Genomic DNA, 23,135 nt, shown 5'->3' on the forward strand with positions numbered 1-23,135 from the left:
GGGACAGGACGTTACGAGCCCACCGCGCCCACCACGCCCTGGAGCCGGCCCGTGACCGTCACCCCGTCCCGGTCCGTGCCCGCCGGCTTCACCAGCACCGTCTGGCTGGTCACCCACTCCCGGGTGACCGTGTTCTCGACCTCGCCGGTCATCAGCGCCTTCACGTCCGGGGAGACCTTGGGCCGGTAGCCCGGCGCCGCCGTCTGCCGCTCGAAGTACCGGGTCGCGAAGAAGACGAGCGCGCCCCCGTCCCGGGTCCGCAGCCCCAGCGGCGCGAAGTCCCCCCGGTCGGTGGCCCGGTCCACGTACTGGGTGACGAGCCCCGGCCGCTTGGCCGCCTTCTCCCGCTGCGCCCGCCACGCGCTGGTGTGCGGACCGGCCGCGAACGGCCCCGGCTTCCCGTCCCTCAGGTACGCCACGTACTCCGCGCCCAGCTTCCCGGGCGCGACCGCCAGCGCGTCGGTGTCCGCGGCGACCGGCACCGCGTACCCCTCCTCCTCGGCGAACGCGGGCACCTCGGCCGCGCCCATGATGCTCAGGTAGGCGGCCTCCCAGCGCTCCTGGGGGCCGTTGCGCACGAAGACCAGGAGCCAGCGCCGGTCGTTCTGGCCCCGGTCGACGTCCCGGTTGGAGTCGGCGTCCGCGAGGAACCAGCGCGGCCAGCCCGCCTTGCGGGGCAGCAGGAAGCGCGCGTCCGTCAGCTCCAGCGGCTTGTGCTCCGCGTTGCCGCCCGGGCTGACGACCGCGCGGGCGCGCAGCCCCGCCTGGTTGATCTCCCCGAGCGGCCCGGTGACCCGGTCCGCGTCCAGGGACGGGTCGTAGGCCTCGTCGGCGCGGTTGAAGGCGGTCGTGAAGTCCGTCAGGGCCTTCGCCGCCTCGGCCTCCGTCGCCGGGGGCAGCAGCGCCAGCTCGCCGTGGACCGTCACGCAGCCGCTCGCCGTCAGCGCCAGGGCGGTCGCGGCCGCCGTCGCCGCCAGCAGCCTCACCGGTCGTGCCGGCCGCCGCTCACGCGGTCGTTCCGGCGCTCGCCCCACCCTCAGCCTGCTCATCGGTCGCCTTCTGCTCCTTCTCCCGCGCGGACGGATCCGACCCTATCGGGGACAGGAACAGCGCGAGCGTCGGGACCAGATACAGCGCCCACACCGTGACCTGAAGGACCGTCGGGTCCGGCTGGAAGTTGAAGACGCCCTTGAGGAGCGTGCCGTACCAACTGTCCGGCGGGATCGTCGCCGAGACGTCGAAGGCCTTGTCCGCGAGGCCGCCGAGGAAGCGCGCCTCCTGGAGGTCGTGCACGCCGTACGCGAGGACGCCCGCCGCCACCACGACCAGCATCCCGCCGGTCCAGGTGAAGAACTTCGCCAGGTTGATCCGCAGCGCGCCCCGGTAGAACAGCCAGCCGAGCAGGACGGCCGTGAGCAGGCCGAGGAGGACTCCGGCGAGCGGCTCGAACGAGCCGCCCCCGGCACCGCCCGACGAGGCCGCCCGCACCGACGCCCACACGAAGAGCGCCGTCTCCAGGCCCTCGCGGCCCACCGCCAGGAAGGCGGTGACGACCAGCGCGCCCGTGCCCATGTCGAGCGCCGCGTCCAGCTTCCCGTGCAGTTCGGCCTTCAGGTGCCGGGCCGTGCGCCGCATCCAGAAGACCATCCAGGTCACCAGGACCACCGCGACGATCGACAGCGAGCCGCCGAGCAGCTCCTGCGCCTCGAAGGTCAGCTCCTGGGAGCCGAACTCCAGGGCGGCCCCGAAGGCGAGGGAGACGCCGACGGCCACGCCGATGCCGGCCCAGACCGGCCGCAGCGCGTCCCGGCGCCCGGTCTTCACCAGGTACGCGACGAGGATGCAGACGACCAGACTGGCTTCGAGGCCCTCGCGCAGGCCGATCAGATAGTTGCCGAACACGGCTTTTTCCTCCGGGTGTCACATGAACAGGGCACGGCCCCACCAGTCGTCGCGGTCGCGGACGCCCGGGGGGACCGCGAAGACGGCCGAACCCACGTGCTGGACGTACTCGTTGAGCGCGTCGGCGCGGGCCAGCGAGGTCTGCACCGGGACGAAGCCGGTGCGGACGTCCTTCTGGTACGCGAGGAAGAACAGGCCCGCCTCCAGGCGCCCGAGGCCGTCCGTGCCGTCGGTGAACGAGTACCCCCGGCGCAGGATCGTCGCGCCCCCGTTGGTGTCCGGGTGGGCGAGACGGACGTGGGAGTCCGGCTTCATCGCCTTCAGGAACGGCTCGTCGTGCTCCTTCGCCTTCCCCACCGGGGCGCCCTCGCGCTTGTCGCGGCCGAAGACGTCCTCCTGCTCGGCGAGGGAGGTGCGGTCCCAGGTCTCGACGTTCATGCGGATGCGCCGGGCGACCAGGTAGGAACCGCCGTCCATCCAGGCCGCCGGGCCCTTGGCGTCCTTGCCGGAGACCCACACGTGCGCGTCCAGGCGCGCGGTGTCGGTGCCCGCGACGTTGCGGGTGCCGTCCTTGAAGCCGAAGAGGTTGCGCGGGGTCTGCGCGTCCGGGGTCGTCGAGGACGTCTTGCCGAAGCCGAGCTGCGACCAGCGCACCGCGACCTTGCCGAAGCCGATCCTGGCCAGGTTGCGGATCGCGTGCACGGCGACCTGCGGGTCGTCCGCGCAGGCCTGGACGCACAGGTCGCCGCCGCTGCGGGCCGGGTCCAGGTTGTCGCCGGGGAAGCGGGGCAGGTCGATCAGGGCCCCGGGCCGCCGGTCCTCCAGGCCGAAGCGCCCGTCGAAGAGCGAGGGCCCGAAGCCGATCGTGAGGGTGAGCCGGGAGGGCTTGAGGCCGAGGGCCTCGCCGGTGTCGTCCGGCGGGGCCTCGGGCAGCCCGCCGTACGCCCCCTCGCCGACCTCGGCGCCGGCCGTCAGCCGCTCGGCGGCCCGCGTCCAGTCCTTGAGGAGCTGGACCAGTTCGGCGCGGTCCTTCGTGGTCACGTCGAAGGCGGCGAAGTGCAGCCGGTCCTGCACGGCGGTGGCGATGCCGGCCTGGTGCGGGCCGTGGAAGGGCACGGCCCCGCCCGCGTCGGCGGCCGGCACCGCGCCGCCGTCCCGTGTCAGGGCGACGGCGCCGCCGGCCGCGGCGGCACCGAGCGCGAGCCCGGCACCGCCCCAGCCGATGACGGCGCGCCGCGAGGGCGCGGGGCTTCCGGGCGCGGCGGTCTTGTCGGCGGGCTCGCTCATCTCTCGGGATCCCGCTTACTTGACGACGGCGGCGGCCAGCTTGGAGAGCGGCTCGGCCAGCGCGTTGACGCCGTCCGACAGCTCCTTGCGCTGCTCCTTGCCGACCTTGTCGTACGGGGTGAAGTCGTAACCGGTCTTGTCCTGCCGGTACTCGTCGAGCAGCGCGTTCAGGGCGGCGAACCGCCTGTCGAGGTCGGCGACCAGCTTCGGGTCGTTCTTCGAGGCGACCGGCTTCAGCAGGTCGAAGGACTTCTGCGCGCCCTCGACGTTGGCCTTGAAGTCGACGAGGTCGGTGTGGGAGTAGCGCTCCTCCTCGCCGGTGACCTTGCCGGTGGCGACCTCGTCCAGGAGCTCCTTGGCGCCGTTGGCCATGGAGGTCGGGGTGATCTCGGCCTTGCCGACCCGCTTCACCCAGTCCGCGAGGTCCGCGTCCAGGGCGTCCGCGAGCTGCTTCTCCCGGGGGGTGATCTTCTTGTCCTGCCAGAGCGCCTTCTCCAGGCGGTGCCAGCCGGTCCAGTCCTTCGCCGGGTCCTGGCCCTCCTCCAGGCCGTCCTCGCGGACGTCCACCTTGGGGTCGATGTCGCCGAAGGACTCCGCGACCGGCTCGGTGCGCTCCCAGCCGATGCGGGAGGCGGCGTACGCCTTCTTGGCGCCCTCCAGGTCCCCGGCGCGGACGGCGTCGGTGAAGACCTTCACCTTGGGGAGGGTCTGGTCGGCCTGCGCCTGGACGTACTGGCGGTAGGCGGCGACGGCGGCGTCCATCTCGGGGGAGCGCTTGGTGCCGGTGGCGCCGTCGCCGGTGACCTTGACGGCCTGGCGGATGCCGGCGCCCGTCATGCCGGGCTTGCAGGCGATCGCGTAGTCGCCGGCCTTGATCTCGGCGGTGAGCGTGGCCTTGGTGCCGGGGCCGATGTTCTCGCGCTCGGTGACGATCCGGTCGTCCGGGTAGAGGACGTAGACCTCGGTCACCTTGGAGCCGCGGTTCTCGACGGCGAGCTTGATGTGCCCGGCCGGGAACTCCTTCTTCGACACCTCGCAGGAGTCGTCCTTGGCGACGACCGTGATCGCGCCGTCCTTGGCGTCGTCGCCGCCCTTCTCGGCGCAGCCCGTGACGGCGGTCAGGGCCGCCGCGGTCGCGGCGGCGGTGACGACGGAGAGGCGGACGGCTCGCATGGGGACTCCAGGAACGACGGGGACGGAATCGAGGCGGAGCCAACTTAGCCCAGGCTTACCTGACTCAGAACCGTCCGTCCGGTGATCCGCCTCTCATCTCCGGCACACCGGACACGGGCGGATCACGGACCTCTCAAGGGGTGTTCTCGGACTGGTCAAAGAAGGGTCAAGGAGGGTGGTTTGCCCTGATCCGAGTGGCGTGCGATCGGAGCGGGGCGGGCCCCGCCCCAGGAGTGCGGGGACACCTCCACCGGCTGTCGGCGGATCCGGCCCGGGAGCCCCGCCGTGATCCGGGCGAGGCCCCGCCCCCTTGCGGACGAGTGGTTGAATTCCGCCATGAACACGACCGCCACTGACATCGACGTCCTGCGGGTCTTCTGTGCGGGCGACGGCCGGTACGGCAACCCCCTCGGGGTCGTACGGGACGCCCGTACCCACCCCGACGAGTCCTCGCGGCAGGCGCTCGCCAAGGAGCTCGGCTTCAGCGAGACGGTGTTCGTGGACGACCCGGAGCGCGGGCTCGTCGACATCTACACGCCCGGTCTGCGCCTGCCCTTCGCCGGGCACCCGCTCGTCGGCGCGGCCTGGCTGCTCGACCTGGAGGTCGTCCACCCGCCCGCGGGCGAGGTGTGGGTGCGCGGCGACGGGGAGTTCACCTGGATCGAGGCGCGCGCCGAATGGGCCCCGCCCCGCACCCTGCGCCGGTACGCCTCCGCCGCCGAGGTGGAGGCCCTGGAGGTCCCGGAGCCCGGCGAGTGGGTCTACGCCTGGGCCTGGGAGGAGGAGGCCGCGGGCCGGGTCAGGGCACGGGCCTTCCCGGGGCGCGGCGACGGCATCGACGAGGACGAGGCGACCGGCGCGGCGGCGCTGCTCCTCACGGCGGAGCTGGGACGGGCCCTGAACATCACGCAGGGCCGGGGGTCGCAGTTGCTCACCGCCCCCGGCCCCGACGGCATCGTGGAACTCGGCGGACGCGTCCGCCTGGAGGGCACGCTCACGCGCTGACCCCTCCCGTACGGTCCGGAGGCCTCACGCGCTCAGCGGGAACTCGCTCCCGAGCTGGTGGAAGACCGCGCTGTTGAAGGCGAAGGCGCGCTTGCACTCGTCGACGATCCGCTGCTTCTCCAGGTCGTCGGCGTTCACTCCGTCGAGCAGCTCCCGGTACGCCCGCTTGAACGCGGCCGGGTTGGAGATCTCCTCGAAGACGTAGAAGCGGACGCCGTCGCCCTTGCGCGCGAAGCCCCAGGTGCGCTCCGCCTTGTCGCGGATGATCTGACCGCCCGACAGGTCGCCCAGGTAGCGCGTGTAGTGGTGCGCCACGTAGCCGGCGGGCCAGTCGCGGGCGCACTCGGCGACCCGCTCGGCGTACGCCGTGGTGGCCGGCAGCGGTGAGGCGGCGGCCTGCCAGCCGGGGCCCCGCAGATGGGTGAGGTCCTGCTCCAGGGCGGCCGTGCGGAACAGCTCGGGCTGTATGAACGGCCCGGCGACCGGGTCCTCGCGCAGCGCCTCCGCGCCCTCCTCCAGGGCCCGGTAGACGAACCAGAGCTGCTCGGTGTAGCGCGCGTAGGCCTCGACCCCCAGGCGCCCGCCGAGGAGGTCGCCCATGAAGGACGACGTCTCCGCTTCGGTGTGCTGCTCGTGCGAGGCCGTGCGGATGAGCGTCGAGAAGGGCGTGTCCAAGGCGTGCCTCCGGGACCGATGGGACGGGAACCAGTGACGATCCTGCCGAGTTAGGCTTACCTAAGTCAACTGGTTCCCGACGTCCTGTCGGTAAAAAAGCTACCCGCTTCCCGGGGCGCGGCAACGTCAGGGCAGCGTGAGGATCTCCGCCCCGGTCTCGGTCACGACGAGGGTGTGCTCGAACTGGGCCGTCCGCTTGCGGTCCTTGGTCACCACGGTCCAGCCGTCGTCCCACATGTCGTAGTCGTGGGTGCCGAGCGTCAGCATCGGTTCGATGGTGAAGGTCATGCCGGTCTTGATCTCGGTGGTGTGGTGCGGGGAGTCGTAGTGCGGCACGATCAGGCCGGAGTGGAAGGACGAGTTGATGCCGTGCCCGGTGAAGTCGCGCACGACCCCGTAGCCGAACCGCTTGGCGTACGACTCGATGACCCGCCCGACGATGTTGATCCGGCGGCCCGGCTTCACCGCCTTGATCGCGCGGTTCAGGGCCTCCCGGGTCCGCTCCACGAGCAGCCGCGACTCCTCGTCGACGTCCCCGCACAGGTAGGTGGCGTTGTTGTCGCCGTGGACGCCGTTGATGTAGGCGGTGACGTCCAGGTTCACGATGTCGCCGTCCCGCAGCACCGTGGAGTCCGGGATGCCGTGGCAGATGACCTCGTTGACCGAGGCGCACAGCGACTTGGGGAAGCCCCGGTAGCCGAGGGTGGACGGGTAGGCGCCGTGGTCGCACATGAACTCGTGCGCGACCCGGTCGAGCTCGTCGGTGGTGACGCCGGGAGCGATGTGCTTGGCGGCCTCCTCCATCGCCTGCGCGGCGATGCGGCCGGCGATCCGCATCCGTTCGACGGTGTCGGAATCCTGCACCTCGGGCCCGGTGTACGGGGTCGGTGCGGGCTTCCCGACGTACTCGGGGCGGCGGATGGAACCCGGAACGGAGCGGTGGGGGGAGAGCTCCCCCGGTACGAGAAGCGACTGGCCAGACATGCCAGCGAGTGTAACGACCGGGTCTGGGGCACCATGATCTTCGGAGGAAGGAGCCGACGATGGCCCTGTTCAAGAAGCGCACGGCGGGCAAACCGGGCGAGTGGTACTACTGCCTGGAGCACAAGAAGGTCGAGGAGGGCCCCGAATGCCCCTCGAAGAACCGTTTCGGCCCGTACACCACCCGTGAGGAGGCCTCCCACGCCATGGAGACCGCCCGCGAGCGGAACCTGGAGTGGGAGACGGACCCGCGCTGGCACGACGCCGGGGGGAAGAAGGACGGAGACGCCGAGTAGTCCGAGTGGCCCGCGCAGGCGGTACGGGAGCCCCGGGGCCGCTCCGGTGCTCCCGGGGCCGGCTCCGGGGCCCCGGGCCGCTCAGGCGGTCCCGGCGGTCTCCTCGCGGGCCTTCTCGGCCGCCTCCTGCTGCGCCCTGCGCCGCAGCGAGTCCGGGTCGGTCGAGGAGTCGTACCGCAGGAGCTTGGGCAGCGTCAGGCAGAGCAGGCCCACCGAGGCCACACAGGCCACGCCGCCCGTCCAGATCGCCGTCCGGGTGCCGGTCCAGCCCGCCGCCACGCCCGCCCGCACCTGGCCGAGCTGCGGGCCGACGCTGTAGGAGAGCACCTCGATGCCGGCGAGCCGGCCGCGCAGCTCCTCCGGGATCGTCTGGTTCCAGATGGTGGAGCGGCCCAGGCCGCTCAGCATGTCGCCGGCGCCCGCGAAGGCCAGGCAGAGCAGCACCAGCCAGACGTTCCCGAACCAGCCGGCCGCCGCGATCGCCAGGCCCCAGGCCGTCGCGCCCCCGGCCACGAGCAGTCCGTGCCGCCGCACCTTCGAGGTCCAGCCGCTGGTCAGGCCGAGCACCAGCGAGCCGACCGAGCCCGCCGCGTACATCAGGCCGAGCGACCAGTCCGCGTCCAGCTCGTCCGCGAGGAACGGGAAGATCGTGTTCGGGAAGGCGAAGAACATCGCCACCAGGTCGATCGCGTACGTGCCCAGTAGCACCGGCCGCGACCAGGCGTACCGGGCCCCCTCCGCGATGCCCCGCAGCGAGGGCTTCTCCGCGTCGTGCGCGGGCGGCGCGGGGGAGAGGCGCCGGCACATCAGGACCGAGACCGCGAAGCCGCAGACCGTCACCGCGTACGCGGGCGCGTGCCCCGCGAGCGCCACGACCAGGCCCGCGATCGAGGGGCCCGCGATGGCGCCCATCTGCCAGCGCAGCGAGTTCAGCGCGGCCGCCGCCGTCTGGTGCTCGTGCGGCACGATCCGGGCGAAGAGCGAGTCGAGCGCGGGCCGCTGGAGCCCCGCGAGCGCGGAGACGCCGGCCGCGACCACGTACAGCGGCCAGAGCATCGGCTCCGGCAGCAGCGCGTTGACCAGCAGGACCGCGGCGAGCGTGCCGAGGCCCGCCTCGGTCCACAGGATCACCCGCCGCCGGTCGACCGCGTCGGCGAGCGCCCCGCCGTACAGGCCGAACACCACCAGCGGCACCAGCTCGACCGCGCCCATCGCCCCGACCGCGAGCGGCGAGTTCGTCAGCTCCTTGATCTGGAGCGGCAGGGCGATCATCGCCATCGCGCTGCTGAAGAACGTCACGAGCCCCTGCACCCACAGGAGCCGGAAGTCGCGGGAGGCGCGCCAGGGCGCCAGATCGGGCAGGAGGGCGGAGAGCCTGGAGAGCGCGGGGGACACGAGGGGTCATGTTCCGTCCGAAAGGTGCGGAAGGCAACCTGATTATCGGTGAGCACCACCGGAGACCTGGACGGAACCCTTGCCGGCGCTTCGGTGAGAGGCCGGGTGCGGACCCTGCGGGCGCTTCGGTGACGGCCTGGGCTCGGGCCCTGCGGGTGCTCCGGTGACGGCCTGGGTGCGGGCCCTGCCGGTACTCCGGTGACGGGCCGGGCGCGGGTCCTGCCGGCGCTTCGTCGACGGACCGGGCGCAGGTCCTACCAGCGCTTCGGCGGCGGGGCCGTCAGGCGGTCCGCGAGGGTCGAGAGCCGGTCCCGGAAGCGCCGGTTCCCGCGCGGCGACGGCAGGCTGTTCTCCCCGGCCGCCGCGCTCACCAGGTGCTGGACCGTGTCCAGGTCCACCCCCGCCCCCTCCGCCACCGCGAGCGCCTCGTGCGCGAGCCCCCGCACCTCCGGGTCGCCCCCGCCGAGCGCGAGGACCGTCGCCCCCGCCCGCCGGGCGTCGTGCACCCGCTGGAGCAGCCCCGCCTCCGGCCGCTCCGGCGCCACCACCAACAGGGTCGCCCCCCGCCCCGCCGCCTCGAGCCTGCCCAGGCCCACCGCCAGGTGCGCCGGATCGCCCGGCCGCACCCGGTGGCGCACCAGCGTCGGCGCCAGCTCCGGCAGCCCGGACCAGGTGGACTCGTCGACCAGGTGCGCCGCCAGGTGCCAGGGCTCGTACTCCTCCGTGCCCACCAGGAGCAGCCCGCCCCCGTGCGGGACCACCGAGCCCCGCAGCGCCCTCGCGAACCGGCGGGCCGCCCCCGGCCACTCCGTCCCGGCGAGCACTTCCCGCAGCAACGCGACCCGTACGGCATCCATGCGGACGCATCATGGACGACGCCGGGCCCGCGCGCGGCCGAACGCGAGTGGATCACCCGTACGGGGAGGCCCCCGGCGGTCCGACCGGTCGGTAATGTCGGGGTCATGACTTCCTCCAGCGCACCCCAGGACCCCGCCGCCCCCGCGGCCAAGGCACCCAAGGACCCGTGGGACCTCCCGGACGTCTCCGGGCTCGTCGTCGGCGTCCTCGGCGGCACCGGCGAGCAGGGCCGGGGCCTCGCCTACCGGTTCGCCCGGGCCGGACAGAAGGTGATCATCGGCTCCCGCGCCGCCGACCGCGCCCGGGACGCGGCCGCGGAGCTCGGCCACGGCGTCGAGGGCGCCGACAACGCCGAGACCGCCCGCCGCAGCGACGTCGTGATCGTCGCCGTGCCGTGGGACGGCCACGCCGGGACGCTGGAGTCGCTGCGCGAGGAGCTGGCCGGCAAGCTCGTCGTGGACTGCGTCAACCCGCTGGGCTTCGACAAGAAGGGCGCCTACGCCCTCAAGCCCGAGGAGGGCTCCGCCGCCGAGCAGGCCGCCGCGCTCCTCCCGGACTCCCGGGTCACCGCCGCCTTCCACCACCTCTCCGCCGTCCTCCTCCAGGACGCCTCCCTGGACGAGATCGACACCGACGTGATGGTCCTCGGCGAGGAGCGCGCCGACGTGGAGGTCGTCCAGGCCCTCGCCGGCCGCATCGCCGGCATGCGCGGCGTCTTCGCCGGCCGGCTGCGCAACGCCCACCAGGTCGAGTCGCTCGTCGCCAACCTGATCTCGGTCAACCGCCGCTACAAGGCCCACGCGGGCCTCCGGGTCACCGACATCTGAGGACGCCCGGGCCGGGGAGGCGAGCCGGAGAACGGGCGCTTCCGGGCATGGGGGACACTGGACGGGCACCGAGACCCATCCGCACCGGACAGGAGCCGACCCCCATGCCCCGCCTCGCCCTCTACGCCCTCGTGGCCTGCGCCCTGGCCGCCGCCGCGGCCGTCGTCTCCTTCGTCCAGGGCAGCTTCCTCGGCATCGTCTGGGTCCTCCTGGCCGGCCTCTCCTCCAACATGGCCTGGTACTACCTCCGCCGCGCCAAGGCCGAGAAGGCCGCCGCCCAGGTCTGAGCCGCCCGGGGCGGGGCTCAGACCCCGCAGAACTCCGGGGTCCCCTCCCAGAACCGGAAGAGCCGCGAGCCGCAGTACCGGCTCTGCTCCGGCACGCCCAGGGCCCGCATGAGCGCGTCGATCGCGTCGAAGAAGGCGCCGTTGACCGCCGGGACGAACAGCAGCGCGATCACGACGAAGAAGCCGTACGGCGCGTACGGCTCGATCCGCCGCTTCACCCCGTACGACAGCCAGGGCTCCACCACCCCGTACCCGTCGAGCCCCGGCACCGGCAGCATGTTCAGGAGCGCCGCCGTCACCTGGAGGAACGCCAGGAACGCGAGCGCGTACCGGAAGGCCGGCGGCACGCCGTCCAGCGCGTCCAGCCAGAACGGGGCCGTGCACACGAGCGCGAAGAGGACGTTCGTCAGCGGGCCCGCCGCCGAGACCAGGCTGTGCTTCCAGCGGCCCTCGATCCGCCCCCGCTCGATGAAGACCGCGCCGCCCGGCAGACCGATCCCGCCCATGATCACGAAGAGCACCGGGAGCACGATGCTCAGCGCCGCGTGCGTGTACTTCAGCGGGTTCAGCGTCAGATAGCCCTTCGCGCCCACCGTGACGTCCCCGCCGTGCAGGGCCGTCCGGGCGTGCGCGTACTCGTGCAGGCAGAGCGACACCACCCACGCCGAGGTCACGAAGAGGAAGACCGCGAGACCGGGCAGGGCGGCGAAGTCCGTCCACACCGCCCACCCGGTGACGGCCATGACGGCGAGGATCGCCAGGAAGACGGGACTGACCCGCCGCTCGCGGCTCCGGGCGGTGGCCGTGGTCATCACGGAGGCTCCCAGGGGGACGGGGAAGGCTGGTGTGCGGGGAACGTACCGGGACCGGGTCCGGTTCCGGGCCGGGACTCACGGAGAATGGGGCCGTGCGCTATTCCGTCCTCGGTCCCACCCTCGTCCACGCGTCCGACGGCACCGACGTGGCCGTCGGCGGCCCCCGGGTCCGGGCGCTGCTCACCGTCCTCGCCCTGCGGGCCGGCCGGCCCGTGCCCGTACGGGAGCTGGTGGACGAGGTCTGGTACGGCGACGAGCCGCCCGCCGACGCGGTCGCCGCGCTCCAGGCCCTGGTCGGGCGGCTGCGCAGGGCCCTGGGCCGGGACCGGGTGGCCTCCACCGAGGGCGGCTACCGGCTCGACGCCCGCCCCGAGGACGTGGACGCCCGCCGCTTCGAACGGCTCGCGGCCGACGGGGCCGCCGCCCTGGCCGCCGGGGACGCCGGGCGGGCCGCCGCCCTGCTCGACGAGGCCCTCGGGCTCTGGCGCGGCCCCGCCCTCGCCGACCTGCCGGACCGGGCCGCCGAGGCCGCCCGCTGGGAGGCCCGCCGCCTCGACGCCCGCCGCGCCCGGCTCGACGCCGCCCTGGCCCTCGGCGACGCGCCCGCCGCCCTCCCCGAGCTGACCGCCCTCTGCGCGGCCCACCCGCTGGACGAGCCCCTCCAGGCCCTGCGGATCCGCGCCCTGCGCGACACGGGCCGGGCGGCCGAGGCGCTCGCCGCGTACGAAGAGGTCCGCCGCGCCCTGGCCGACCGCCTCGGCGCGGACCCGTCCCCGGCCCTGCGCGCCCTCCACGCCGCACTGCTCGCCGGGGAGACGGCGCCGGCGAGGCCCACGCCCGCTCCCGCCCCCGTCCGGGGGAACCTGCGCGCCCGGCTCACCAGCTTCGTCGGCCGCGACGAGGAGATCGCCGCGCTCCGGGAGGACCTGCGGGCGGCCCGGCTCGTCACCCTGCTCGGGCCCGGCGGCGCCGGGAAGACCCGCCTCTCGCAGGAGGCCGCCGAGCGCGGCGCCGAGGCCTGGCCGGACGGCGCCTGGGTCGCCGAACTCGCCCCCGTCACCTCCCCGGAGGCCGTGCCCGAGGCCGTCCTCGCGGCCGTCGGCGCCCGCGAGACCGTCCTGCGCGGCGCGGGGGCCGAGGAGCTGCGGGCCGGGAACGACCCCCTCGCCCGGCTCGTCGAGCACTGCGCCGGACGCCGGATGCTGCTGCTCCTGGACAACTGCGAGCACGTGGTCGGTGCCGCCGCCGAGCTGGCCGAGGTCCTCCTGGCCCGCTGTCCGGGGCTGCGGATCCTGGCGACGAGTCGGGAGCCGTTGGGGGTGCCGGGGGAGGTGGTGCGGCCGTTGGGTCCGTTGCCGGTGGGGATGGCGTTGCGGTTGTTGGGGGAGCGGGGGGCGGCGGCGCGGCCGGGGTTCGTGGTGGGGGAGGACCGGGAGGCGGCGGAGGAGGTGTGTCGTCGTCTGGACGGGTTGCCGTTGGCGATCGAGTTGGCGGCGGCGCGGTTGCGGGTGTTGTCGGTGCGGCAGATCGCGGAGCGTCTTGACGACCGTTTCCGGTTGTTGACGGCGGGGGCGCGGACGGTGTTGCCGCGGCAGCAGACGTTGCGGGCGGTGGTGGACTGGTCGTGGGATCTGCTGGAGGGTGCGGAGCGGGTGGTGTTGCGGCGGCTTGCGGTGTTCACGGGTGGGTGTGATCTGGGGGCGGCGGAGGTGGTGTGCGGGGGTGTGGAGGCCGGGGACGTGCTGGATGTGCTGGGTGCGTTGGTGGACAAGTCGTTGGTGGTGGCGTCGCCGGGTGGGGCGGGGATGCGTTACCGGCTGCTGGAGACGGTGGCGGAGTACGCGGGGGAGCGGCTGGTGGAGGCGGGGGAGCGGGCGGGGGTGGAGCGGCGGCACCTGACGTACTACCGGGAGCTGGCCCGGCGTACGGATCCGGAGCTGCGGGGGCCGGGGCAGGTGGCCGCCATCGCCCGCTTCGAGACCGATTACGGCAACCTCCGCACCGCCCTGCGCCGGGCGGTCGACGCCCGCGACGAGGACGAGGCACTCGTCCTCGTCCACTCCCTGCTCTGGTACTGGCAGATGCGCGACCTGCGCACCGACGCCCTGCACTGGGCCCGGGCCGCCGCGGCCCTCGGCCCCGACCCGTTCGCGCCGCCCGCCGCCCCCGTCGTCCCCCTGCACGAGCCGTGCACGGCCGCCCCGCCGCCGCTCTCCGAGGAACAGCGCTGGGAGGCCCGGCGCGGGGTCCGGCTGGTCGAACTGATCAACATGAGCCACGACACGGGCCGCTGGACCACCCCCGAGGGCGTGCGGCGGCTGCGCGAGATGACCGCCGCCCACGACCCCGGCCTGCCCCAGTCCTGCCGGCTGCCCGGCGCCTTCGCCTTCTTCGCGCTCCTCCTCATCGGGGAGGCCGACCGGCTCGTCGACGTGCTCGACGTCACCGTCGACGCCTGCCGCCGGTACGGCTACGACTGGGACCTCGCCAACGTCCTCCAACTGCGCGCCAACCTGCTCGCCAACCGGGGCGACCGGGCGGCCCAGGCGATCGCCGACGCCGACGAGAGCCTGGAGGTCTTCGTCCGGTTCGGCGACGCCTGGGGCGCGGCCGAGGCGCTCTCCTCCCGCGCGGAGGCCAGGGAGCGGCTGCTGCTGTTCGAGGAGGCCGCCGAGGACTTCACCGCCGCCATCGGCCACGCCGAACGGATCGGCGCCCAGGCGCAGGTGCTGCTCCTGCGGGCCCGGTACGCCGGCACGCTCGTCGAGGCCGGGCGGCCCGCCGAGGGCGAGGCGATCCTGCGCGAGATCCTGGCCGACGACCACGGCCTGGGCCACGAACCCCGCGTCGGCGCCCGCATGTTCCTCGGGGTGGCACTCGGCCGCGCGGGACGCACCGACGAGGCCCGCGAGCACCTCGACGCGCTCCTCGGGGAGTTCGACTCGGACACCCTCGCCCTCTTCAAGGGCTTCACCCTCGGCGTCCTCGGCTGGCTGGACGTCCTGGACGGACGGTACGCCTCCGGGCTCGCCCTCGCGGAGGAGGCGTACGAGAGCTCCCTGGGCCCGCTGTCCATGATGATCGGCCCGCAGATGCCGGCGATGCACCTGATCGTCGCCGCCTGGGCCCTGGCCGGACTCGGCGGACCGGAGGCGCGGACCGGCGCGGTGCTGCTCGGGGCCAGGGACGGCCTGCTCCCGCCGGGGCACCTGCCGCCGCCGACCGAGCGGGAGCAGTGGGAGCGGGCCACCGAACTCGGCCGTTCCGTGCTCGGCGACGCGGAGTTCGAGGCGGCACGCGCCGAGGGCGGCGGCCTCTCCTTCGAAGAGGCCGCCGCCCTGCTCGGTCGCGCCGCCGACGCGATCAGAGAGCGCGCCGAGTCCTGACCCCCCGGGGACCCCGGCTCAGGTCTTCTTGCGGAACTTGGCGACCGCGATCGGCGCCGTGACGACCGTGATCAGCACCGACCAGCCGAGGGTCATCCACACCGAGTGGGCGAGCGGACCGCCGTTGACGAGGTTCCGCGCGGCGTCGGCGAGGTTGGAGAGCGGGTTGTAGTCGGTGAAGGTCTCCAGCCAGCCCGGCATCGAGGTCGGCGGGGCGAAGATCGACGAGCCGAACTGGAGCGGCATCAGGACCAGCATCGCGACCCCCTGGACCGCCTGCGTCGTCTTCATGGTGAGGCCGAGCAGGATGAAGATCCACATCAGCGAGGCGCCGAAGACCATCGACAGGCCGATCGCGGCGAAGAGTTCGAGCACCGAGGTCTTGACCTCCATGCCGAGCAGGAAGCCCATGCCGAGCAGGATCGCGGTGGCGATCAGCATCCGGCCGACCTCGACGACGATCTTGGCGATCAGGACGGAGGACCGGGCGATCGGCATCGTCCGGAACCGGTCCATGACCCCCTTCTTGAAGTCCTCGTTCACGCCGGACCCGACGGCCATGGCGATGTTCATGCCCATCATCGCCATCAGGCCGGGCGTCACGTAGTTCACGTACGCGTCGTTGTTGCCCTTGCCGGCGATCGCGCCGCCGAAGACGTACACGAACAGCAGGATGAAGATGATCGGCATCAGGACCGCGTCGAACATCGACTCCGGGTCCTGCTTGATCTGGAGGGCGTTGCGCCGGGCGAGCGCGCCGATGTGGCGCAGGTTGGCCCGCAGGCCGATCCGGCCCTCGCCGGCCGGCGTCCGCGCCGGGCCCGTGCCCTTGTCCGGGCCGCCGACGGGGGTGGTGGAGAGCGGTGTGGTCGTGGTGGCGGTGCTCATGCGGCGACCTCCTCGGGAAGCGCGTCGGACACGGTCGTCTTCTGGCCGGTGATCGCCAGGAACACCTCGTCCAGGCTGGGCAGATGGGTGCCGATGTGGGCGATGCCGAAGCCGCGCGCGCCGAGCAGGGCCACGACGGCGGTGAGCTGCTCGTCGGCGAGGATCGGCACGTACAGCGCGCCCTCGTCGGCGACGACGGTCGCGCCGGCGACGCCGTCGAGACCGGTCTCGCGCAGCGCGGCGGCCATGGCGGTCAGGTCGGCCGGGTCCACCGGGCGCACCTTCAGGGTGCGGCCGCCGACCCGGGCCTTGAGGTCGTCGACCTTGCCGTTGGCGATGACCTTGCCGCGGTCGATGACGGTCAGCTCGTTCGCGAGCTGCTCCGCCTCCTCCATGTACTGGGTGGTGAGCAGGACCGTGGCGCCCTCGGAGACCATCCGCTGGACCTCGTCCCACACCTCGTTGCGGGTGCGCGGGTCGAGGCCGGTCGTCGGCTCGTCCAGGTAGAGGACGGCCGGCTTCCCGATCATCGAGGCGGCCAGGTCGAGCCGCCGGCGCATGCCGCCCGAGTAGTTCATCGCGGGCCGCTTGGCGGCCTCGGTGAGCGAGAAGCGCTCCAGGAGCTCGTCGGCGCGGGCCCGGGCGTCCTTGCGGGAGAGGTCGAGCAGCCGCCCGATCATGTAGAGGTTCTCCCAGCCGGACAGCTTCTCGTCGACCGAGGCGTACTGGCCGGTGAGGCCGATGGTGCGGCGCAGTTGGCGGGGCTGGCGCACCACGTCGTAGCCGGCGACGACGGCGGTCCCGGCGTCCGGGAAGAGCAGGGTGGACAGGCAGCGGACGAGGGTGGTCTTGCCGGCGCCGTTGGGGCCGAGGACCCCGAGGACCGTGCCCTCGCGGACGTCCAGGTCGACCCCGTCGAGGGCCTTCGTCGCGCCGAAGTGCTTCACGAGGCCCCGTACCTCGACGGCGTTGGTGTGTGATCGCGTCATGTCCACCATGGAACACGGCCCCACCGACAGCGCCCCGACAGACGGCCGACAGCCCGCCGACGGGGGATGTCGGCGGGCTGTCGGAGGTGCCGCGGTGGCTTCTCGGGGGTCTTCCCCGGATCCCTGATCCCTAGTGGAAGGTGTGCTCCTCGGCGGGGAACGCCCCGCCGGAGACGTCCTCGGCGAAGGCGCGGGCGGCGTCGCCGAGCGTCTCGCGGAGGTTGGCGTACTGCTTGGTGAAGCGCGGCACCTTGCCGCCGGTCAGACCGGCCATGTCGGTCCAGACGAGGACCTGCGCGTCGGTCCCGGCGCCCGCGCCGATGCCGATGGTCGGGATGTGCAGCGAGCGGGTGACCTCGGCGGCCAGCTCGGCCGGCACGAGCTCCAGGACGACCGCGAACGCGCCCGCGTCCTGCGCGGCCTTGGCGTCGCGGAGCAGTCGGTGGGCGGCCTCGTCGGAGCGGCCCTGCACCCGGTAGCCCATGGTGTTGACGGACTGCGGGGTCAGGCCCAGGTGGGACATGACGGGGATGCCGGCCTGGACGAGCAGCTCGGTCTGCGGCAGCGAGCGCTCGCCGCCCTCCAGCTTGATCGCGCCGACGCCGGCGTCCTTGACGAGCCGGGTGGCGTTGCGCAGGGCCTGGACGGGCCCCTCCTGGTACGAGCCGAAGGGGAGGTCGCCGACGACGAGGGCCCGCCGGGTGCCGCGCACGACGGCGGCGGAGAGGAGGGTCATCTCGTCCATCGTGACGGGCACGGTGGTGTCGTAGCCGAGGTGACAGTTGCCCATCGAGTCGCCGACGAGGATGACCGGGATGCCGGCCTCGTCGAAGACGGAGGCGGTCATCGCGTCGTAGGCGGTGAGCATGGGCCACTTCTCGCCGCGGGCCTTGGCGGCGGCGATGTCGTGGACGGTGATGCGGCGGGTGCCCGTCCCCCCGTACAGCGACCTGGTGGTGTCGCCGGTGGCGGCGGGCGCCTTCTGGGCAGCCTGAAGCGTCATGGTGAACGGCTCCTTGTTGTCATCTCGAGGCGCCCTCACGGCGTCCCCGGACCACGTCCATGGTGGCACTTCGGCGGGCGGACGGGAAAGTGGGCCGGAGTGGCGCTGTTCACACCGCCGCCGTGTGTGAAGTCCGGCGGGGCGTGAAGCGGCGCACCGTAAAGAGATGTCGGTACAACGTAAAGACTCGTCCAGGTTTTTCGATACGAGACCGTTCCGTATCGAAATGGTCGTACGCTGATCGGCATGTCACAGCCGTCCACCGCACCCGCCGCACCCGCGATACCCGCCGGGCCCCGCGTCCCCGAAGCCGTCCACCGGCGCCGCTGGGCGATCCTCGGCGTCCTGATGCTCAGCCTGCTGATCGTCGTCCTCGACAACTCGATCCTGAACGTGGCCGTCAGGACGATCGCCGCCCCCGCCCCCACCGGCATCGGCGCCACCCAGAGCGAGCTGGAGTGGGCCATCAACTCCTACACGCTCGTCTTCGCCGGGCTCCTCTTCACCTCCGGCCTGCTCGGCGACCGCCTCGGCCGCAAGAAGGTGCTGCTCTTCGGCATCACCGTCTTCGGCATCGGCTCCGCCCTCGCCGCCTTCTCCGGCTCCCCGGGCGAGCTGATCGCCTACCGCGCCGTCATGGGCTTCGGCGCCGCCTTCGTGATGCCCGCGACCCTCGCCGTCCTCATGAACGTCTTCGAGCGCGACGAGCAGCCCAAGGCCATCGGCATCTGGGCCGGAAGCGTCGGCCTCGCCATCGCGATCGGCCCCATCACCGGCGGCCTCCTGCTCGAACACTTCTGGTGGGGATCGATCTTCCTCGTCAACGTGCCCGTCGTGCTCCTCGCCCTGGCCCTGATGGTCTGGCTCGTGCCCGACTCCCGGGACCCCCGCCCCGGCCGCGTCGACGTGCCCGGCGTGCTCCTCTCCGTCGTCGGCCTCGTCCTCCTCGTGTACGGGATCATTCGCGGCGGCGAGCTGGCGGACTTCACCGACGTCACCGTCCTCGCCCCGGTCCTCGGCGGCCTCGCGGTCCTCGTCGGCTTCGTCCTGCACGAGCGGCGCAGCGACCACCCGGCCATCGACATGTCGTACTTCAGGAAGCCCGCGTTCTCGGCCGCCGTCGCCGCGATCGCGCTCGTCTTCTTCGCCCTCATGGGCGTGACCTTCTTCTCGGCCTTCTACCTCCAGAGCGTCCGCGGCTACACCGCCCTGGAGTCCGGCCTGCTCCTGCTGCCGCTGGCCGTCGCGCAGATGGCGTTCGCGCCCCGCGCCCGGATCGTCGTCGAGCGCTTCGGCGCCCGGACCGTGTGCGCCGCCGGCATGCTGCTCGTCGCCCTCGGCCTCGCCGCCTTCGCCCTCTTCGACGCCTCCACCCCGGTCTGGGTCCTCGAAGTCGTCTTCTTCCTCCAGGGCACGGGCATGGCGCACATCATGCCGCCGGTCACGGTCGCGATCATGCAGGCGCTGCCCCGCGAGAAGGCGGGCTCCGGCTCGGCGATCAACAACACCTTCCGGCAGGTCGGCGGCGCGCTCGGCGTGGCCGTCCTCGGCTCGGTGCTCTCCTCCACCTACCGGGGCGAGATCGAGGGCCACCTGGGCGGGGTGCCGGCGGCGCTGCGGTCCCTGGCGGGCGAGTCCGTCGAGGGCACCCTCGCGGTCGCCGAGAAGCTCGGCCCGGCGGGCCGGGACCTGGTGGCCCCCGCGTACCAGGCCTTCCTGGACGCCATGCACGTCACGGCGATCGCCTCGGCCGCGATCGCCCTGGTCGGCGCGGCGGTCGTCGCCGCCTTCCTGCCGGGCCGCGCCCCGGCGGACCCGGGCGCGGGCGCTCCCGGCGGCCGCCCGGAGGGCGACACCCCCCGGGCCTCGGTACCGGCCCCCGGCACCGGGGCGGGAGAATCGGCCCGACGGTAACCCGCAGCCCCCGGACGAGAGGCGGAACGCACGTGTCGCTCCAGAACGGCGAGAACCCGGACCCCCACGCCGACGGGGGCGCCCCCGGCGGGGGGCCGGAGGCCGGGACGGCGGCACCCCGCGGCGGGGGCGGGTGCGGGGACCCCGCGCCCGCCCCCCGCCGCGGCCGCCCCCGCTCCGAGGCCGTCGACCAGGCGATCTTCGAGGCGGTCGGGGGGCTCCTGGACGACGGGGTCCCGCTGACCGAGCTGTCCATCGAGCGGATCGCCCGCACCGCCGGGGTCGGCAAGGCCGCCATCTACCGCCGCTGGTCCGGCAAGGAGGACCTCTTCGTCGACCTGCTGCGCTCCCTGGAGCCCCCGGACCCGGTGCTGCCCGGCACCTCGGCCCGGGACGACCTCGTGGCGCTCCTGGAGGCCCTGCGGCAGCGCGGCCTCGCCAAGCGCTCCTCCGCCCTCCTCCACACCGTCTTCTCGCAGATGCAGCTCTATCCCAAGCTGTGGGACGCCTACCACCTCACCGTCATCGAACCGCGCCGCCGGATCGGCCTGGACGCCGTGCGGCGCGGCATGGCGGAGGGCGAGATCCGCGACGACCTCGACGCCGAGTTCGTCAACGACCTCCTCGTCGGCCCCCTGCTGCTGCGCACCGTCATCCGCCCGGACTCCTCCGACCTGGCGCCCGGCCTCGCCGAGCGGGTCGTCGACACCGTCCTGGACGGCCTGCACCCCCGTACCTGACGCCCGTGCCCGACACCCGGCCCGGCGCCCGGCCGACTCCCCGCCCGGCACCCGACCGCCCCCGGCCGTCCCGGGGTGCGGACCGGCGCGAATATGAGCGTTCTGTCACAACAGCCCCGTCCGCGCGCCCCCGGAGGAACCCGCCACGCGCACGGTGTCGTCCCTGGGGGAGTACGGCCGCCCCCTCATCGCCTAGTGTCGACGTCGGGTCACGGCAACAGGCAAGACGGCACGGCGCACGGCAGTGAGGGCAGCGATGACGCGGGTGGACACGACGGGGACCGAGTACGGCGGCGCGAACGGCGAGCGTCCCCGTTCCCGGTTCCGGACCGCCCTCGACCGGCTCCGCCGCGACCGGGGGATCTGGCGCCGGGGCATCCTGATCGCCCTGGCCGCCGTGGCGCTGACCCTCGTCATGGTCCTCCACTCCGACATCCCCAACCGGATCGGCAACCTGGGCAGCCTCACGGAGACCTTCCTCCCCTGGTTCGGCCTCTTCGTGCCGCTCCTGCTCGTCCTCGCCCTGCTGCGCCGGTCCGCCACCGCGCTGATCGCGCTGCTCCTGCCGACCGCGGTGTGGCTCAACCTCTTCGGCGGGCTCGTCGCCGACAAGTCGGCCCCCGGCGGCGACCTGTCCGTCGCCACCCACAACGTGAACGCCGACAACCCCGACCCCGAGGGCGCCGCCCGGCAGCTCGCCGCCTCCGGCATCGACGTGCTCGCCCTGGAGGAGCTCAAGGGCGACATGGTCCCGGTCTACGAGGAGGGCCTCGCCGAGGCCTACCCGTACCACTCCGTCCAGGGCACCGTCGGCCTCTGGAGCAAGCTCCCGCTGCGCGGCGCGCAGCCCGTCGACATCCACATGGGCTGGACCCGCGCCATGCGCGCCTCCGTCGTGACCCCGAAGGGCGAGGTGGCCGTGTACGTCGCCCACCTGCCCTCGGTGCGGGTCAGGATGAACGCCGGCTTCACCGCCAACCAGCGCGACAACAGCGCCGACGCGCTCGGGGCCGCCATCTCCCGCGACCCGCACGAGCGGCTCGTCCTCCTCGGCGACCTCAACGGCACCATGAACGACCGCGCCCTCAACGCCGTCACCTCGCAGCTCCGCTCCACCCAGGGCGCGGCCGGCGACGGCTTCGGGTTCAGTTGGCCGGCCTCGTTCCCGATGGCCCGCATCGACCAGATCATGGTCAAGGGCGTCGAGCCCGTCTCCTCCTGGGCGCTGCCCGCCACGCGGAGCGACCACCTCCCGATCGCCGCCCGCGTGACGTTCTGAACCGGCCCCGAACCGAACCGGCCCCGAGCCGCCCCCGAGCCGCCCCCGAACCGAACCGGCCCCGCGCCGAAACGTCCCCTTCACCTTCCGGAAGCCACCGGGAACACGCCGTCTGCGACAATTTGTTCAGACAGCGAACTAATCCCGTCTCCCCCTCCGGAAGGCTCTCCCTCCCATGCCCCTGGCGTTGCTCGCCCTGGCCGTCTCCGCCTTCGGCATCGGCACCACCGAATTCGTGATGATGGGCCTCCTGCCCCAGGTCGCCGAGGACCTCGGCACCTCCGTCCCCACCGCGGGGCACCTCGTCTCGGCGTACGCGATCGGGGTCGTCGTCGGCGCCCCGCTGCTCACCGCCCTCGGCTCCCGCGTCCCGCGCAAGCGGATGCTGCTCCTGCTCATGGCCCTCTTCACGGTCGGCAACCTCGCCTCCGCGCTCGCCCCCGGCTTCGGCTGGCTCCTCGCGGGCCGGGTCCTCGCCGGCCTCCCGCACGGCGCGTTCTTCGGCCTCGGCGCGGTCGTCGCCGCCCGGCTCGTCCGCGAGGACCGGCGGGCGCGGGCGGTGGCCACCATGTTCCTCGGCCTCACCGTCGCCAACATCCTCGGCGTACCGGCCGCGACCCTCCTCGGCCAGCACCTCGGCTGGCGGGCCACCTTCCTCGTGGTCGCCGCGATCGGCCTGCTCGCCGTGGCCGCGCTCGCCCGCCTCGTCCCGCGGATCCCCGCCGACCGGCACGGGGGCCTGGGCCGCGAGGTGCGCGCCCTCGGCCGCCCGCAGGTGCTGCTCGGCCTGCTCACCGCCGTCTTCGGCTTCGCGGGCGTCTTCGCCGTCTACTCGTACCTCGCCTCGATGACCACCGAGGTGATGGGCTTCGGCGACTCCACCGTCACGCTCGTGCTCGCCCTCTTCGGCCTCGGGATGACCGGCGGCGCGCTCGCCGCCGGTCCGCTGACCGACCGCGCCCTGCGCCCCACCCTGTACGGCTCGCTCGCCGCCCTCGTCCTCGCCCTGGTCGCCTTCCGCTTCACCGTCCACGTGCCCTGGCTGGCCCTGGTCACGGTCGTCGTGCTCGGCGCGGTCGGCTTCATGACCACCACCCCGCTCCAGATGCTGGTCATGAACAAGGCCGCGGACGCGCCCACGCTCGCCTCCGCCTCCAACCACTCGGCCTTCAACCTCGCCAACGCGGGCGGCGCCTGGGCGGGCGGCGCGGCCGTCGCCGCCGGCTGGGGCTGGACCTCCCCGACCCTGGTCGGCGCGGGCCTCACCGTCGTCGGCCTGGCGGTCGCGGCGGTGGCGGGCCTGCTCGACCGCCGTACGCCGGAGGGGGCCTCCCGCGTCGTCGCCAGAGGGGACCGGGCGGCGGCCGAGCCGGAACGCGCCGTCTGAACCGCCCAGTCGAACGCCCCGTCCCGGCGGCTCCCGTCCCCCGGCCCT

The 23,135-nt window shown here is 73.6% G+C and carries 21 protein-coding genes; 9 read left to right on the top strand and 12 right to left on the bottom strand.

Features of this window, described 5'->3' with window-relative positions:
* Positions 1-11 precede the first annotated feature (11 nt).
* The 4 genes from ACFYNX_RS08320 to efeO are packed head-to-tail and all read right to left on the bottom strand — an operon-like array spanning position 12 to position 4,362.
* A complete protein-coding gene (locus ACFYNX_RS08320) occupies positions 12-1,049 on the bottom strand; it encodes a hypothetical protein (RefSeq protein ID WP_365537658.1) in 1,038 nt (345 codons plus the stop codon).
* Entirely contained in the window at positions 1,006-1,902 is an 897-nt protein-coding gene (gene efeU / locus ACFYNX_RS08325) for an iron uptake transporter permease EfeU (RefSeq protein ID WP_388658981.1), read from the bottom strand. Before efeU ends, ACFYNX_RS08320 begins: the two co-directional genes overlap by 44 nt.
* Before the next feature lie 18 nt (positions 1,903-1,920).
* The gene (efeB, locus tag ACFYNX_RS08330) at positions 1,921-3,189 is read right to left on the bottom strand and encodes an iron uptake transporter deferrochelatase/peroxidase subunit (protein WP_365537652.1); all 1,269 of its coding nucleotides are present in this window, start codon (positions 3,187-3,189) and stop codon (positions 1,921-1,923) included.
* A gap of 15 nt (positions 3,190-3,204) precedes the next feature.
* Positions 3,205-4,362 carry an iron uptake system protein EfeO gene (gene efeO / locus ACFYNX_RS08335; protein ID WP_388658983.1) on the bottom strand — a complete coding sequence of 386 codons (1,158 nt, stop codon included), beginning with the start codon at positions 4,360-4,362 and terminating at the stop codon, positions 3,205-3,207.
* Between the two features lie 336 nt (positions 4,363-4,698).
* On the opposite strand from efeO, the gene ACFYNX_RS08340 reads away from it, so the two are divergent.
* Positions 4,699-5,367 carry a PhzF family phenazine biosynthesis protein gene (locus tag ACFYNX_RS08340; protein WP_365537646.1) on the top strand — a complete coding sequence of 223 codons (669 nt, stop codon included), beginning with the start codon at positions 4,699-4,701 and terminating at the stop codon, positions 5,365-5,367.
* Positions 5,368-5,391: 24 nt separating this feature from the next.
* Here the strand turns inward: ACFYNX_RS08340 and ACFYNX_RS08345 are convergent, their stop codons facing one another.
* Positions 5,392-6,042 carry a heme oxygenase (biliverdin-producing) gene (locus ACFYNX_RS08345; protein WP_388658986.1) on the bottom strand — a complete coding sequence of 217 codons (651 nt, stop codon included), beginning with the start codon at positions 6,040-6,042 and terminating at the stop codon, positions 5,392-5,394.
* A gap of 126 nt (positions 6,043-6,168) precedes the next feature.
* On the bottom strand, positions 6,169-7,026 hold the full coding sequence (gene map, locus ACFYNX_RS08350) for a type I methionyl aminopeptidase (RefSeq protein WP_125668027.1): 858 nt from the start codon (positions 7,024-7,026) through the stop codon (positions 6,169-6,171).
* Positions 7,027-7,085: 59 nt separating this feature from the next.
* Here map and ACFYNX_RS08355 point away from each other — a divergent pair, with 59 nt between their 5' ends.
* Positions 7,086-7,319 (top strand): hypothetical protein, encoded by a 234-nt coding sequence (locus ACFYNX_RS08355; RefSeq protein WP_365537637.1) that lies wholly within the window; start codon positions 7,086-7,088, stop codon positions 7,317-7,319.
* An 81-nt stretch (positions 7,320-7,400) separates the two neighbouring features.
* Here the strand turns inward: ACFYNX_RS08355 and ACFYNX_RS08360 are convergent, their stop codons facing one another.
* Both ACFYNX_RS08360 and ACFYNX_RS08365 read right to left on the bottom strand, forming a co-directional pair.
* On the bottom strand, positions 7,401-8,714 hold the full coding sequence (locus ACFYNX_RS08360) for an MFS transporter (protein ID WP_388658989.1): 1,314 nt from the start codon (positions 8,712-8,714) through the stop codon (positions 7,401-7,403).
* A 254-nt stretch (positions 8,715-8,968) separates the two neighbouring features.
* A complete protein-coding gene (locus ACFYNX_RS08365) occupies positions 8,969-9,571 on the bottom strand; it encodes a hypothetical protein (protein WP_365537634.1) in 603 nt (200 codons plus the stop codon).
* 105 nt (positions 9,572-9,676) lie between these two features.
* Here ACFYNX_RS08365 and npdG point away from each other — a divergent pair, with 105 nt between their 5' ends.
* Positions 9,677-10,399 (top strand): NADPH-dependent F420 reductase, encoded by a 723-nt coding sequence (gene npdG, locus ACFYNX_RS08370; protein WP_365537632.1) that lies wholly within the window; start codon positions 9,677-9,679, stop codon positions 10,397-10,399.
* Positions 10,400-10,446: 47 nt separating this feature from the next.
* Complete coding sequence (locus tag ACFYNX_RS08375) at positions 10,447-10,686, top strand: hypothetical protein (protein ID WP_365537630.1); 240 nt, start codon at positions 10,447-10,449, stop codon at positions 10,684-10,686.
* Positions 10,687-10,703: 17 nt separating this feature from the next.
* Here the strand turns inward: ACFYNX_RS08375 and ACFYNX_RS08380 are convergent, their stop codons facing one another.
* A complete protein-coding gene (locus ACFYNX_RS08380) occupies positions 10,704-11,498 on the bottom strand; it encodes a site-2 protease family protein (protein ID WP_365537629.1) in 795 nt (264 codons plus the stop codon).
* 95 nt (positions 11,499-11,593) lie between these two features.
* Here ACFYNX_RS08380 and ACFYNX_RS08385 point away from each other — a divergent pair, with 95 nt between their 5' ends.
* The gene (locus ACFYNX_RS08385) at positions 11,594-14,887 is read left to right on the top strand and encodes a BTAD domain-containing putative transcriptional regulator (protein ID WP_388658994.1); all 3,294 of its coding nucleotides are present in this window, start codon (positions 11,594-11,596) and stop codon (positions 14,885-14,887) included.
* 18 nt (positions 14,888-14,905) lie between these two features.
* Here the strand turns inward: ACFYNX_RS08385 and ACFYNX_RS08390 are convergent, their stop codons facing one another.
* The 3 genes from ACFYNX_RS08390 to panB all read right to left on the bottom strand — a co-directional run bounded on the left by ACFYNX_RS08390 (position 14,906) and on the right by panB (position 17,767).
* Positions 14,906-15,775, bottom strand: coding sequence for an ABC transporter permease (locus ACFYNX_RS08390; protein WP_365551036.1), 870 nt, complete (start codon positions 15,773-15,775; stop codon positions 14,906-14,908).
* Entirely contained in the window at positions 15,772-16,773 is a 1,002-nt protein-coding gene (locus ACFYNX_RS08395; RefSeq protein WP_388658997.1) for an ATP-binding cassette domain-containing protein, read from the bottom strand. Before ACFYNX_RS08395 ends, ACFYNX_RS08390 begins: the two co-directional genes overlap by 4 nt.
* Positions 16,774-16,894: 121 nt before the next feature.
* Positions 16,895-17,767: a 3-methyl-2-oxobutanoate hydroxymethyltransferase gene (gene panB / locus ACFYNX_RS08400; protein WP_388659000.1), complete on the bottom strand. Its 873-nt coding sequence runs from the start codon at positions 17,765-17,767 to the stop codon at positions 16,895-16,897.
* 246 nt (positions 17,768-18,013) lie between these two features.
* On the opposite strand from panB, the gene ACFYNX_RS08405 reads away from it, so the two are divergent.
* From ACFYNX_RS08405 to ACFYNX_RS08420, 4 genes are all read left to right on the top strand, one after another.
* On the top strand, positions 18,014-19,681 hold the full coding sequence (locus ACFYNX_RS08405) for an MFS transporter (RefSeq protein ID WP_365551044.1): 1,668 nt from the start codon (positions 18,014-18,016) through the stop codon (positions 19,679-19,681).
* A 32-nt stretch (positions 19,682-19,713) separates the two neighbouring features.
* Positions 19,714-20,421, top strand: coding sequence for a TetR/AcrR family transcriptional regulator (locus ACFYNX_RS08410; protein ID WP_365551047.1), 708 nt, complete (start codon positions 19,714-19,716; stop codon positions 20,419-20,421).
* A 256-nt stretch (positions 20,422-20,677) separates the two neighbouring features.
* Positions 20,678-21,700 (top strand): endonuclease/exonuclease/phosphatase family protein, encoded by a 1,023-nt coding sequence (locus ACFYNX_RS08415; protein ID WP_125666644.1) that lies wholly within the window; start codon positions 20,678-20,680, stop codon positions 21,698-21,700.
* 175 nt (positions 21,701-21,875) lie between these two features.
* Positions 21,876-23,087, top strand: coding sequence for an MFS transporter (locus tag ACFYNX_RS08420; protein WP_388659005.1), 1,212 nt, complete (start codon positions 21,876-21,878; stop codon positions 23,085-23,087).
* Positions 23,088-23,135: the final 48 nt, after the last annotated feature.

It is taken from the genome of Streptomyces sp. NPDC007872, from assembly GCF_042868165.1.
Taxonomy (GTDB): Bacteria; Actinomycetota; Actinomycetes; order Streptomycetales; family Streptomycetaceae; genus Streptomyces.

What these genes read in the sequence shown, in the direction of transcription:
- ACFYNX_RS08320 (WP_365537658.1), bottom strand. Translation starts at nt 1,049, where the DNA reads ATGAGCAGGCTGAGGGTGGGGCGAGCGCCGGAACGACCGCGTGAGCGG.
- efeB (WP_365537652.1), bottom strand. Translation starts at nt 3,189, where the DNA reads ATGAGCGAGCCCGCCGACAAGACCGCCGCGCCCGGAAGCCCCGCGCCC.
- efeO (WP_388658983.1), bottom strand. Translation starts at nt 4,362, where the DNA reads ATGCGAGCCGTCCGCCTCTCCGTCGTCACCGCCGCCGCGACCGCGGCG.
- ACFYNX_RS08340 (WP_365537646.1), top strand. Translation starts at nt 4,699, where the DNA reads ATGAACACGACCGCCACTGACATCGACGTCCTGCGGGTCTTCTGTGCG.
- map (WP_125668027.1), bottom strand. Translation starts at nt 7,026, where the DNA reads ATGTCTGGCCAGTCGCTTCTCGTACCGGGGGAGCTCTCCCCCCACCGC.
- ACFYNX_RS08355 (WP_365537637.1), top strand. Translation starts at nt 7,086, where the DNA reads ATGGCCCTGTTCAAGAAGCGCACGGCGGGCAAACCGGGCGAGTGGTAC.
- ACFYNX_RS08365 (WP_365537634.1), bottom strand. Translation starts at nt 9,571, where the DNA reads ATGGATGCCGTACGGGTCGCGTTGCTGCGGGAAGTGCTCGCCGGGACG.
- npdG (WP_365537632.1), top strand. Translation starts at nt 9,677, where the DNA reads ATGACTTCCTCCAGCGCACCCCAGGACCCCGCCGCCCCCGCGGCCAAG.
- ACFYNX_RS08375 (WP_365537630.1), top strand. Translation starts at nt 10,447, where the DNA reads ATGGGGGACACTGGACGGGCACCGAGACCCATCCGCACCGGACAGGAG.
- ACFYNX_RS08380 (WP_365537629.1), bottom strand. Translation starts at nt 11,498, where the DNA reads ATGACCACGGCCACCGCCCGGAGCCGCGAGCGGCGGGTCAGTCCCGTC.
- ACFYNX_RS08390 (WP_365551036.1), bottom strand. Translation starts at nt 15,775, where the DNA reads ATGAGCACCGCCACCACGACCACACCGCTCTCCACCACCCCCGTCGGC.
- ACFYNX_RS08395 (WP_388658997.1), bottom strand. Translation starts at nt 16,773, where the DNA reads ATGGTGGACATGACGCGATCACACACCAACGCCGTCGAGGTACGGGGC.
- panB (WP_388659000.1), bottom strand. Translation starts at nt 17,767, where the DNA reads ATGACGCTTCAGGCTGCCCAGAAGGCGCCCGCCGCCACCGGCGACACC.
- ACFYNX_RS08405 (WP_365551044.1), top strand. Translation starts at nt 18,014, where the DNA reads ATGTCACAGCCGTCCACCGCACCCGCCGCACCCGCGATACCCGCCGGG.
- ACFYNX_RS08415 (WP_125666644.1), top strand. Translation starts at nt 20,678, where the DNA reads ATGACGCGGGTGGACACGACGGGGACCGAGTACGGCGGCGCGAACGGC.
- ACFYNX_RS08420 (WP_388659005.1), top strand. Translation starts at nt 21,876, where the DNA reads ATGCCCCTGGCGTTGCTCGCCCTGGCCGTCTCCGCCTTCGGCATCGGC.